9 protein-coding genes are annotated in these 13079 nt (G+C 45.3%); 5 read left to right on the forward strand and 4 right to left on the reverse strand.

Going from position 1 to position 13079, the window contains the following annotated elements; translation table 11 throughout:
* Window position 1: 1 nt before the first annotated feature.
* The 5 genes from NQ542_RS16685 (at window position 2) to NQ542_RS16705 (ending at window position 4612) form a co-directional block, all read left to right on the forward strand.
* Entirely contained in the window at window positions 2-493 is a 492-nt protein-coding gene (locus tag NQ542_RS16685; protein ID WP_005637581.1) for a CvpA family protein, read from the forward strand.
* A gap of 33 nt (window positions 494-526) precedes the next feature.
* On the forward strand, window positions 527-1972 hold the full coding sequence (gene sufB / locus NQ542_RS16690) for a Fe-S cluster assembly protein SufB (protein ID WP_005637579.1): 1446 nt from the start codon (window positions 527-529) through the stop codon (window positions 1970-1972).
* A gap of 88 nt (window positions 1973-2060) precedes the next feature.
* A complete protein-coding gene (sufC, locus tag NQ542_RS16695) occupies window positions 2061-2816 on the forward strand; it encodes a Fe-S cluster assembly ATPase SufC (RefSeq protein ID WP_005637578.1) in 756 nt (251 codons plus the stop codon).
* 62 nt (window positions 2817-2878) lie between these two features.
* Window positions 2879-4222: a Fe-S cluster assembly protein SufD gene (gene sufD / locus NQ542_RS16700; RefSeq protein ID WP_005637576.1), complete on the forward strand. Its 1344-nt coding sequence runs from the start codon at window positions 2879-2881 to the stop codon at window positions 4220-4222.
* A 9-nt stretch (window positions 4223-4231) separates the two neighbouring features.
* Complete coding sequence (locus NQ542_RS16705; protein WP_005637574.1) at window positions 4232-4612, forward strand: VOC family protein; 381 nt, start codon at window positions 4232-4234, stop codon at window positions 4610-4612.
* Between the two features lie 159 nt (window positions 4613-4771).
* On the opposite strand, the gene NQ542_RS16710 is transcribed toward NQ542_RS16705, so the two are convergent.
* From NQ542_RS16710 to NQ542_RS16725, 4 genes are all read right to left on the reverse strand, one after another.
* Window positions 4772-5338, reverse strand: a complete 567-nt coding sequence (locus NQ542_RS16710) for an RNA polymerase sigma-70 factor (protein WP_005637572.1) — start codon at window positions 5336-5338, stop codon at window positions 4772-4774.
* Between the two features lie 181 nt (window positions 5339-5519).
* On the reverse strand, window positions 5520-7805 hold the full coding sequence (locus tag NQ542_RS16715; RefSeq protein WP_005637570.1) for a GH92 family glycosyl hydrolase: 2286 nt from the start codon (window positions 7803-7805) through the stop codon (window positions 5520-5522).
* Window positions 7806-8039: 234 nt separating this feature from the next.
* Window positions 8040-11348 (reverse strand): DUF5107 domain-containing protein, encoded by a 3309-nt coding sequence (locus NQ542_RS16720; RefSeq protein ID WP_005637567.1) that lies wholly within the window; start codon window positions 11346-11348, stop codon window positions 8040-8042.
* 136 nt (window positions 11349-11484) lie between these two features.
* The gene (locus NQ542_RS16725) at window positions 11485-13071 is read right to left on the reverse strand and encodes a RagB/SusD family nutrient uptake outer membrane protein (RefSeq protein WP_005637565.1); all 1587 of its coding nucleotides are present in this window, start codon (window positions 13069-13071) and stop codon (window positions 11485-11487) included.
* Window positions 13072-13079: the final 8 nt, after the last annotated feature.

Here is a 13079-nt window from a genome sequence, read left to right on the forward strand (position 1 = left end):
CATGAACTGGTTGGACATTACATTGCTATGTCTGGCAGGAATAGGATTTGTGAAAGGCCTGTTTGATGGAGTCATCAAACAGGTTGTTTCGCTTATAGCCCTTTTGGTCGGGATCTTTTTTTGTACGAAGGCGGCACTTTGGCTGCGTGGATATATATTGGCATTGGGCTGGTTTCCCGAACAAGGAGTGACGGTGCTCAGCTACGTGGCGGGTTTCCTGTTGATCGTGGGTGTCATATTGCTGGCGGGTGAGATTCTGACTCGTGTCGTGGGAGCGACGCCGTTGAGCGTCCTGAACCATTTGGTGGGTGGTGTCTTGGGGCTTTGCTTTATGATGGCGTTTGTCAGCCTTCTGCTGAACAGTATGGAGATGATAGACAAGGGATCGGTCCTGATCCCGCGTCAGGCAAAGGTCGAATCCCGTTTTTATAATTCAGTCAAAGAAATAATCCCAACCATTTACTTCCAAAATTTGTTTTTTAAGGAGGAATAGGTTTCATAATTTGAACAATATATTTAATGTATAATGGAAGATTCAAACGACATACTAAATGAGGTGACGACCGGTGATTATAAGTACGGATTCGTTACCGATATAGATACGGAGGTGATTCATCGCGGATTGGATGAAGAGACTGTTCGTATTATTTCCGCCAAGAAGAATGAACCGGAATGGCTGCTTGAGTTCCGCTTGAAAGCCTTCCGCCATTGGCAGACACTGGAGATGCCGACATGGCCTCACCTGAATATCCCGCCGATCGACTATCAAGATATCATCTACTATGCCGCTCCGAAGAAGAAGGAAGGCCCGAAGAGCCTGGATGAGGTCGATCCGGAACTGATGAAGACTTTCGACAAACTGGGTATTCCTCTGCACGAACGTGCGCAGCTTAGCGGGATGGCGGTCGATGCAGTGATGGACAGCGTCTCCGTAAAGACAACATTCAAGGAGACGCTTGCTGAGAAGGGCATTATCTTCTGTTCTTTCAGCGAAGCCGTCCAGCATCATCCCGATTTGGTCCAGAAATATCTGGGAAGCGTGGTCAGTTATCGTGATAATTTCTTTGCCGCATTGAATTCGGCGGTGTTTTCGGACGGTTCGTTTGTCTATATCCCGAAAGGCGTGCGTTGTCCGATGGAGCTTTCTACCTATTTCCGTATCAATGCGGCCAATACCGGACAGTTCGAACGTACATTGATTGTGGCGGATGATGAAGCCTATGTCAGTTACCTTGAAGGTTGTACCGCCCCGATGCGCGATGAGAACCAGCTTCATGCGGCTATCGTCGAAATCGTAGCGCATGAACGGGCCGAAGTGAAATATTCCACCGTTCAGAACTGGTATCCGGGTGACAAGGATGGAAAGGGAGGTATCTACAACTTCGTGACTAAACGCGGACTGTGCAAGGGCGAAGGGAGCAAGATCTCTTGGACACAGGTGGAGACTGGTTCCGCTATTACCTGGAAATACCCAAGCTGTATTCTGGCCGGTGATAATTCGGTAGGCGAGTTCTACTCGGTGGCCGTCACCAACAATTACCAGCAGGCCGACACCGGTACGAAGATGATCCACCTTGGACGGAATACTCGCAGTACGATCGTCTCGAAAGGTATCTCCGCCGGGCATAGCCAGAACAGCTATCGCGGCTTGGTGAAAGTTTCTCCCCGTGCCGAAGGCGCCCGTAATCATAGCCAGTGCGACAGCCTGTTGCTTAGTTCGACTTGCGGTGCCCATACCTTCCCCTATGCCGATATCCAGAACGAGACGGCGGTAGTGGAACACGAAGCGACGACGAGCAAGATCAGCGAAGAACAGTTGTTCTATTGCCGGCAGCGCGGTATCTCGGTCGAGGAAGCTGTCGGTCTGATCGTCAACGGGTATGCCCGCGAGGTAATGAACAAGCTCCCTATGGAGTTTGCCGTGGAGGCACAGAAGCTGCTGACTATTTCTTTAGAAGGAAGCGTAGGATGATTTTATGATTTATGATTTATGATTTATGCGTCGATGATAAATCATAAATCATAAATCATAAATCGCATAAATCATAAATTATAAAGTCATGTTAGAGATAAAGAACTTACATGCCAATATCAATGGCAAAGAGATATTGAAAGGAATCAACCTTTCTGTCAAGGCGGGTGAGGTACACGCCATCATGGGGCCGAACGGTTCCGGGAAAAGTACCTTGAGCAGTGTGTTGGTCGGTAATCCGGCATTCGAAGTAACGGAAGGGGAGGTGATCTTCAACGGTAAGAGCCTGTTGGATCTCGAACCGGAAGACCGTAGCCGTGAAGGTATTTTCCTGAGTTTCCAGTATCCGGTGGAGATTCCGGGAGTCAGCATGGTGAACTTCATGCGTGCCGCCTTGAACGAACATCGTAAATATAAAGGGCTGGAACCTGTTTCGGCTACCGACTTCCTGAAGCTGATGCGCGAGAAGCGTGCGATTGTGGAATTGGACAATAAGCTGGCGAGCCGCAGCGTGAACGAAGGTTTTTCGGGTGGTGAGAAGAAGCGGAACGAAATCTTCCAGATGGCAATGCTCGAACCGAAGCTGGCGATTCTCGATGAGACGGATAGCGGTCTGGATATCGATGCCCTCCGCATCGTGGCAAATGGTGTCAACCAACTTCGTACGCCAGAGAATGCGGCTATCGTGATCACGCACTACCAACGTCTGCTGGATTATATCAAGCCTGACGTGGTCCATGTCCTCTACAAAGGACGTATTGTCAAAACCGCCGGTCCCGAACTGGCTCTCGAACTCGAAGAAAAAGGCTACGACTGGATCAAGAAAGAGATGGGAGAAGAATAAGAATAATTAGGCACGGATTACACGCGAAATCCGTGTAATCCATGCCAAAAAATTAGATAGTAATGAAAGCAGAACAACAATATATCGATCTTTTCACCCATTATGAGGATCTGATTTGTCGGCATGCGGCGGGGTTGATGAATTTGCCGCGTGCAGAGGCTTTGGCTGATTTGGAACGGTTGGGCTTTCCGACGGTGAAGAGTGAAGATTATAAATATACAGATGTGGCGCAGGCTTTTGCTCCGGATTACGGGGTGAATATCAATCGTCTTGATATCCCGGTCAATCCGTACGACGTGTTTCGTTGTGATGTCCCCAACCTGAGTACCTCGCTTTATTTTGTGGTGAATGATACTTTCTATGACAAGATGTTACCGAAAGCCCATCTTCCCGAAGGTGTTTATGCCGGGGGAATGCGTACTTTCATGGAAAAGTATCCCGAAGTGGCTTCCCGCTATTATGGCAAGGCGGCACCAACCGGTAAGGATGGTATCGTTGCCTTGAACACTATGTTGGCTCAGGACGGTTTTGTGGTCTATGTGCCGGAAGGTGTCGTAGTGGAGCGTCCGATCCAGTTGGTGAATATCTTCCGCAGCGATGTAGACACGATGGCGAACCGCCGTATCCTGGTGATTATGGAGCCTCGTTCGGAAGCCAAGCTGTTGGTGTGCGATCATAGCATCGACGATGTTAAGTTCTTAGCCACGCAGGTTGTCGAGATCTTTGCGGGTGAAGGTGCCTTCTTCGATTATTACGACCTCGAAGAGAGCAGCATGTCGACTACTCGTTTTGCCTCCGTGCATGTGAAGCAGGAAGCGGGAAGTAATGTTTTGGTGAATGGTATCACGCTGAATAACGGCCTTACCCGTAACAACTATTATATCGAGCTGAACGGCGAACAGGCTGAAGCGACTTTGTGCGGTATGTCGATCCTAGACAAAGAACAGCAGCTGGATACCTATAGCCATATTACGCATGCCGTACCTTATTGTACTAGCAACGAACTGTTCAAGAATGTTTTGGACGATCATGCGGTCGGTGCGTTCAGCGGCCGTATTTTAGTGAAGGAAGATGCACAGAAGACTGCGGCCTATCAGACGAACCGCAATCTTTGTGCGACCCGTGAAGCTCGCATGTACAGCAAACCTCAGTTGGAAATCTATGCCGACGATGTGAAATGTTCGCATGGCATGACCACCGGACAGTTGGACGAAACTGCTTTGTTCTATATGCAGAGCCGCGGCATTCCTCGTGACGAGGCACGCATGTTGTTAAGCGTAGCTTTCACCGCGGACGTGATCGATTACGTACGTCTGGATGCTTTGAAAGACCGTTTGCATAAATTAGTAGAAAAACGTTTTCGTGGAGAACTGGCGAGATGTGCCGGTTGCCGGATTTGTAAATAAGAATAACATATGCAATTGACTCATATCGCTATCTGGACGAACGAACTGGAACGTTCGCGTGATTTCTATATCAAGTATTTCAACGGGAAAAGCAACGAGAAGTATGTGAATCCGAAGAAAGGCTTTGCCTCTTATTTCGTCACTTTCGAGGGAGGGGCTTCACTTGAAATCATGCAGCGGACCGATATTACCAAAGAAACGGCAGATGTCTTCATCGGACTTGCCCATTTTGCCTTTTCTACCGGATCGAAAGAGAAGGTGGATGCCATGATCGAACAATTCCGTTCGGACGGTTACAAGATCGTAGGCGAGCCGCGTATTACTGGTGACGGTTATTATGAAGGAGCTGTTTTGGATCCGGATGGTAACATTGTTGAGGTGATCGCTTGACGGAAACGTACCGGGATTGATATTACCAGACGCAGATAAATACGGAAGGGCGCTGAGTTATGCGGACATCATTGGTAAGATAAGTCCGCATGATTCTGCGCTCTTTTGTTTTCGGTACTCAGTAAAGCCAGACAGCCGTGTATGGGCGGAAAGGCCGGATCAGTTCATATAGGATAAGAATACCAACAGAGGTATGTAGTCTTTCAGATTGACATGTAACTTTTTCAGAGCCTGGGCGATATGGTATTCCACGCCTTTGGTTGTCATACCGAGTGTTTCTGCGATCTCTTTGTAAGGTTTGTTTTCGTAGCGACTCATGATGAAGATACGGCGGGTCTGTTCCGGCAGGGAGGCCAATGTCTTGTTCACGATTTCTTGTGCTTCGGCTGTAAACAGTTCTTCCGGATTGCAGGCTTCGAGGGTGGAGATGCGGGTGTTCAGTTCCCATTCGGCATGATTCTTCAGATGTTCGCTGGCATCTTCCCTGACTTGTATATGTTGCAGGTAGTTGATACATTTGTTTTTGATGATCGTGAGTATATAGGCCGGAACATTGGAATCTGCCTTTAACGTGTTCCGGTTTTCCCAGTATTGCATCAGTGCCTCTATGGTGAAATCTTCGGCAACAGCTATATCCCTCACATATATATTCGCAAAGCGGATGAACCGTCCTTGATAATCTGCGAATAATTGATTGAAGGCCTTTAAATCTGCTGAATATTCCATATACCCTATCGATTAGCGCGTAAATATAATAAAATTTAAAAGAAAAGCTATATTTATTCCACGTAGATTACCTTTCCGATTTTTACCGCTTCCTTCTCTATATTGAAAATTCCTGCCCTGTGTCTGGTAGGACGGTGAGGCAGAGCAGGAATATGTAAATGATTTTTTTATGCGTCGTTCTTTATAACCCCATTGAAGGTGGAAGCGATCCGGCGGAAGAAGCCCATTCTTTATTGGGGCTATCTCCCATGACGAACGAAAGGATGCCTCCGTTCATGATGTCTTTGTGGAGGATGTAGCTCTTGTTGTATGGCTGACCGTTAAGGGTAGCCGACTGAATGTAGATATTCTTTTCCGATGCCCCTTTGGCTTCGATTGTGAATTTCTTGCCGTTTTCAAGTGTGATAACGCTTTCTTCGAATGACGGGCTGCCGATCACGTAGTAGGGCATGCCCGGACAGACCGGATAGAAGCCGACCATGCTGAAGACCAGCCAGGATGACATCTGGCCGGCATCGTCGTTGCCGGATAGTCCGTCGGGAGTCGTGAAATACTCGCGGTTGATGATATCATGTACCCATTTTTGTGTCTTCCAAGGTTCACCGGCATAAGCGAAAAGATAGGCGATGTGGTGTCCCGGCTCGTTGCCATGCCAGTAATAGTTCCCTTCGAAGAAGTTGTCCAGACGGTTGATGAAACGTTCTTTTCCGCCCATGTGCCGGATCAGTCCGGCTATGTCCTGGGGAGCATACCAGGTGTAGTGGTAAGGAGTCCCTTCACAGATGAACGAAGTGGAGGCAAACGGATCGAATGGCTCGATCCAGGTTCCGTCGGCATGGCGTCCACGGGCATAGCCTGTTTCGGGGTCGATTACGTTCCGGTAGTTTTCCGCCCGTTTGATGAGTGCTTTATAATCGTCTGTCTTGCCTAACTTCTTGGCAACCTGTGCAAGGACAAAATCATCATAGGCATATTCCAGTGTGCGGGATACTTGTTCACGACGGTGGAATGCTTCCGTTACTTGATCCTCTAACGGCACGTAATTGTATTTCAGGTAAGACTCCATTGCCCGTCGGCCTTTCCCGTCGCGATAGCTGCCGGAGTCCGGATTGGCCTCGAAAGCGTTTTTGCGCATCAGCGTGTAAGCTTCTTCATAGTCAAAACCCGGAGTGTCTTTGACGATGGCGTCTCCGATCATGGCGATGCAGTGGTCACCGATCATGGCAGCCGTGTAGCTGTTCCAGGACGGGAAGATGGGCAACCAGCCGCCCTGCTGTCCTTTTAATACGAGCGAATGTGCCATGTCTCCGTTGCGGGAAGGGGTAAGGATAGAAAACAGAGGGTGGACGGCACGGTAGGTATCCCATTGCGAGAAGTCGCAATAGTAGGTTCCGTGGTCCATCTTCATAATCTGTCCGTCACCGTCGAATCTCGGATAGGAGCCGTCCACGTCGCTGAACGCGCGGGGCAGGAAGTGTGCGTTGTAGAGAGCTGAATAGAATTTGACCTTTTCTTTTTCGTTGTTTCCTTTTACTGCGATTTGCCCCAATGCCTGGTTCCAGATGTCGGAGGATGCCTGTCGCACTTCGTTGAAGTTCCATCCCGGAATTTCGGCAGCCAAGTTTTTGCGGGCATTGTCGATGCTCGTAAAGGAAGTGGCAACTTTGACCAGTATTTTCCCCGGCTTATCGGAAGTCAGCTTTATCCAAGCTCCGACAGCATGTTTTTGTCCTTTTGCCGATTTTCGTCCGGGGGTGATCGTGGTGCTGTCCCAAACGCCATAGTCGGCAATCTCTTCATTCAGCTGAATCACGAAATGTCCGCTGAATCCGGCTTCCTTACCGTATCCTTGGTAGATGCGGTGTACGGGGTTGTAACCGGTAATTTCTTTTTTCTCCGGATCGATTTCGACGAAGGCGACACCTTCATCACTATTGGGTTCGATCACGATGTAGTGGTCGCCATCCTGTTCGAAGCTGAATTGCATGATGCCTGCACGGGAGAGTCCGGTCAATTCGGCATGGATGTCATAGTCGTTCAAGTCGACCGAATAATAGGAGGGAGTTGCTGTTTCCTGAGTGTGATCGAAAGTGGAGGCGCGTTTGACCGGGTCTATTTCGAGCTTATTGCTGAGCGGCATAATTGTGATGCTGCCGTAGTCTTGTGTACAGGAGCCGTTCATCCAGTGGCTGGCCCGGAATCCCTGGATTGCATCCTGGAAATAATAGTAGGGAGGATGACATTTCTGTTCGGTCGCCTGTGTCTGTGCCACCCAGTTGGTCATACCGTGTGGAACCCCGACTGCCGGCATGATTTGTCCGCGTTCTTCCGTCGAGTTCTTGTCTTTTCCTTGTACGATGCGGATATCTGTACCGATCAGCGGGTCTACATATTTTTCAAATTTATTTTCCTGTTGGTTGCATGAGAATAAACACAACGTACTTAATAAAATTGTCCAGCTCTTCATGTTATATTATTTTAGGTATGCTGTAAAGATAGAAAAAAAGCAGAAAAGTGTATCAAAACTATCCTTTGTTCCCGCGCTTGACGCGGGATCGCATTATATCAAGCGCGGGGACAAGGGGATTTTGATACACTTTTGAGTGTATATTTGCTTGCTGTAATAGTTTGAAGTGAATCCTAAAAGCTTAGATATAAAACTTTTAGAGTTTACTTCTTTATCCAGATTAGGCTTTATTTTTCAATGAATATCTTTATTCATTAATTGAGCCCAAATATTTCCTGGATAGAGCTGAAGAGCTTGAGTAAAGTCATTTTTTGCTGCTGACGGATTATTTTGTAGGAGATGTATCAAGCCGGAATAATAGGAGATATTGCTCTGTTGTACGTTTTGGTTGGCTTCACCGAATTTAGCATATGAATCCGTTGGATTTCGCAGTATACGTTCCAGTGTTTTTTGCATATTACTTAGAGCTACATCTGCTTCTCCATTTCTGTTTAGTTTCCTGAGAGATTTTATTTTATAGTAATTTAAATCTGTCAGATGGCTTCTGAAGTGTGTGTCAGCAGATTTTTCGAAACATATCTTAGCTTTATCTGTTTGCTTCATTGCTTCGTATGCAATGCCGGATAAATAATAGATCTTGGCTTCGTAACCGCCATTGGGTGAAGGTGCTACTTCCAAATTGGACGGATATTGATTGGCAAGGTCAAATTCTCGGATCGCTTCTTTGTACTGTTTTCTTTTCAGAAATTGCATCCCTTTCAATATATGTGAATCGGCGTAAATATCGTGTACTTGTCCGCCTCCTTCCCATAAATGAAAATGTCTGGTATTCAGTATTTTTATTGATTTGTCATATTTTGATTCGGCATTATAGAGTGTAAGCAATCGCATCACGGCATCGTCATGTTTCATGACGGTTTTCAAGTGGGATTCCAGTCTTTTTAGTCGTTGGTCTGTCGGGATGTTTGCTTGCTCATATATTTTGTCCGATTCTGTCAATAATAGTGGATCATTTGGATTGGCATTGATTGCTCTATCATAATATTTTATGGATTTTTCCAAGTCGTTTAGGCATCCATATCCGAAGCCTACATTACGTGCTGCAATAGCAAAAGATGGATCAGTTTCTGTTGCGTGTAACCAATGTTCGAGACCACTTTCTTTCTGTCCGAGAAAATAGAGTAAATTACCCAAATGATAGTGAAGGAGCGCATCGTCTGGTCTTTTTTGTAATAGCGTTTTGAAAAGAGCTATTTCTTCAATCCGGAAAGGATAATTGTTTAATGGTGATAACGATCTTGCTTTATCTAAACAAGTTTGGAATTCGATTGAGTTTTTGCTTTTTAGTAGATTATATGCCTTGTAATAATAAAGCAAAGGATTAGAAGCATAAGGTTCACCTAAAGAAATAGCACTGTTCAGCAAAGTAAGTGCGTCTTCTGTTGCTCCGATAGTCATGTAATTGTTCACAACTTCCAGTAATTCTTGTATAGCTATGATTCCTTTGCTGTTATGATTCGTTCCTGCTTTTAGAAAAGAAGCACCTTGTGAAGCGGATAAGCTAGCTTCGGCTGCACTCCAGTAATCAAGCGGATCAATCTGTTGGATATAGTGGATCGTTTCCTGTGCCTCTTCTTTCTTATCTTGCATCCTGAGAATATATGCTTTGAGAGTAAGTGCTTGTAAGTCACGTCCTCCAACGTAAAGTGATTGGGTGATCATGTCCATCGCTTGTTTGTAATCCTTATCTTTGACAGCCAAGACGGCTAGCTCATAGAAAGAGCGATGTTTGAAGTCTGGAGTCCAGGTTGCAGCCCAATAAGCATCAGTTGCCTTACTGATCTTGCCTGTCATTTGATATAAATACCCCAGATAGTAGAGGGCTTCTGTATTCTTTACCGTTGTATAGTCGTGGGACAAGCGTGCCTGAGCACGTAATAGGTGCTGTTCTGCTTTTTCCCACTTTCCCTGGCGAATATAATGTTTTCCTATTTCGATGTTTACACGTGCATCCATTGAGTCACGTAAAAGAGCCTCGTTGTAAAAATCCATATAATCCAGACGGGCATTGTTGAACTGGTCGATGCGAAGACCTGCCAGATAGAGTTCTTCGTTTGTTTTGTATTCTTTGACAGGTTTGGTTCCGTCGATAACTTTTGGCAGTTTTTTTTCTTCCTGTACGATCGGACGGTAATCGACTAACAAGTTGTCTTTTGCATCGTAAAGTGCAGTGTAGAGCATCGAGGGGATTAAGGAATCAGGCACGGCTATTTGATCAAGAAAATATTTGTCTGGATCAATGTTGACCTGTTTATCCAGTATTATCTGATTTTTATATTTTACGACAACGCGGGCGTTTTTGTATGAAGTAGTTGTACAATAACCTATACGGTAGTTGTTGCCTTCAGTTGGTTCAAAGTTTACGGCTGCGTCTTTCGTTGCATTTTTTACGCCTTTGATACCTTTTATCGGATACCAGATTTGACTGAATTCACGGATTTCACCTGGATTTATCCAACTGTAATCAGGTTGGTTATCGGAGTAACCGCCTACCATCAACTCAAGGTAATGTCCGTCGTTGTCGGATAGTATTTTGTTCCACATTTCGCCGTTTGCATTGTTCCCCCATAAGAAAAATTTCTTTCCGGGGACGATATGCCGATTGGCTACGTGTACTGTTCCTGCATCTTTTCCATAGTCATAGCCCGCGAGGAAAGACATTTCACTACCCCAGGCAAAAATAGAACGGGAGTTTCCCGTAAAGTTTTTCCACCAAGATAAATTGGCATTTTTTCCGCTGCCGAGGTTCGCTTCTCCGATCGGCCAATTTGTGAAGTATACTTTATGATGATCGGCACCAAATTGTACGTCAGGTGGAAATATCACTTGATATTGATCGTTACAATGGACGGATACATTAGCCCAATATAACATCGATTGGATCATCGGGGTTGGGTTAATCACTTTGATTTTGGCTTCTACCCAAGAACGGTTAGGATATACTGATATACCTATCGACCATTTTAGTCGATGACGCAATTCTGTCTCTCCTACCCAGATGGTTTTGCTTCCGTCTTCATTTTCTTTCATTGTCCAATTGATAGGCATATAGCTGCTGGCACGATGATGATCGGGAATATTCCACTCGACACCACCTGAAAGCCATGCTCCCAACATGCCAATCAAGGCCGGTTTTATTCCTGTTTGGGTGTAGAAAAAAGGATAATCGTTTGTTTTGTCGGAGGCTGCAAAGATACGGCCTCCGATCTCTGGAAGAATAGCAATGTCTACGTACTGATTGTTCAACCGGAGTACATTATAATCCTTTTCAATTTTCTTTTCTGTTAGGATATCATAAAGGGGATAAGGGTAAATATATCCTTCTGCTCCTTGATAAACACGACCAGTAAAAAAAATCGGATCGATTTCCGGGGCACCGATTTGATAGGTTGGTATTTTCTCTGTTACAGATTTCATGTGAACCTCTTGAGCCAAAAGAGGAGTTGCACATAACAATAACGCTGATAGAAATTTAGAATTCATGGTGTCACAACTTTAATTTATTATTAAGTATGCATAATAGGATGATTTTGAGGGGATAAAGAACTGCTCGAGATTTATTCCCGAACAGTTCTCAACAAGTTGCATTTTGACTAATACCGTAATTTGAAAGGTAAATTCATCGAGTCAAATTAGGATTCAGTTGGGTGTCGGATGCTGGATATGGCAGATAAATGGATTTTTCACCTTGCCAGGTAAGAGAAGCCGGCAATTCCACTTTTTCCTTTCGCATAACGCCAGGAGCTACTTCGATAGCTGTGTTGGCTTTACGTTCATTGAATGCCTGTTCTAGTAATTCCATACGCATCTGGTCATCGCGACGGGTTACCAAAGCAACAAAGTAGCCAGCTACTTCCCAACCGTGTTCTTTCAAGGCTGCATTAGCAAAAGCTTCACCGCTCATACCTGATTGTAGTGGTTCTAAACCGGCGCGTTCACGTACTTGGTTTATACATTCATAAGCCATTGCGTTCGGTGTGCCATCGGCACGAGCCTGTGCTTCGGCATACCATAGTAATACTTCCGAATAACGAATCAGACGATGGCGGTGATCGTTGGTCATTAAGGAGGTATTGGCTGGTTTTGTATAATCATAATCCCCACCGTCTTCACTGATGGTAAAAGCGCAGAACATGGGTTGTTGTTCTGGAATACTTTCATCCCACCAATCCAACAATTTGCCTCCTTCTTTGTTACCCTCTAGAATCTTTGGGTTGTAGGTTGCATCTTTTCTAGGACCGGAAGGAAATTCTTTCCAAAATTTGATTTCTCCTAATGCATCTCCCCATCCGGTAAGTGATTCGAATAAGTGGCTATTTGTCATCTGTGAATCTTCTGACCAAGTTCCGACAGCACTGGAAAAATTGATGCCGACTACTGTTTCATTCGTATAATTATGACTTGGAGCATATACATACTTATATTCCGGCTCTAAAATATATTCATATGTTCCGCCATTTACACCGTCAATAACCGCTTTTGCCTGTTCTGCAGCGGATGCATAATATTGTGTCTGTTTTAAAGGCCAGCCTGCCATTGCCATATAGACGGCAGCCAGCGTTGCTTGAGCAGCCTGCTTGGTAATGAAGATGTTGGCCCCTTGATATTTCTGGGGAGGTTTGGAGTAATCGGTCGGAAGCGTAGTAACGCAGTCTTGTAAATCTTTGACAATTTGATCATAGATCTCTTGTATGCTGGCTAAAGGACGTTCGTAGTTGACTTCGGTGTCTAAAATCAGAGGAACGGCTCCCCAACGACGAACTAACCAGAAATAATGTACTGCACGCCAATATTTGGCCTGACCTAATGCAATATTTATTTCTTCTGGAGTTGTAGGCGTTTTAGCGCCATTCTCTATGATATAATTGGCCGCTTTGATCACGACATATGAGGTAGACCAAGCTGCTTCTACTCCTTTGTTGGCATCTGAACCTCGGAAGGCATCTATTTCTGCGTAAGCTTGTTTGTTACTGCCTGGGTTAGCTGTTACATCGTCACCTAACCAAGAAGGAATTGTTGGATTGGTATTGGTCTGTGTTAAACAGACATTTTTGTATAGCGCATAAGTTGCCATTGTCAATTCATCTTGTGTTGAGAAAAAAGTTCCCGGTGTAAGTTTGCCTTTTGGATCTTCGTCAAGAAAATCATTACATGAGCTTGACAACATGGCTATGCCTAAAGTATATAATATATATTTTGCTTTCATGATAATTA

The organism is Parabacteroides merdae ATCC 43184 (assembly GCF_025151215.1).
GTDB lineage: Bacteria > Bacteroidota > Bacteroidia > Bacteroidales > Tannerellaceae > Parabacteroides > Parabacteroides merdae.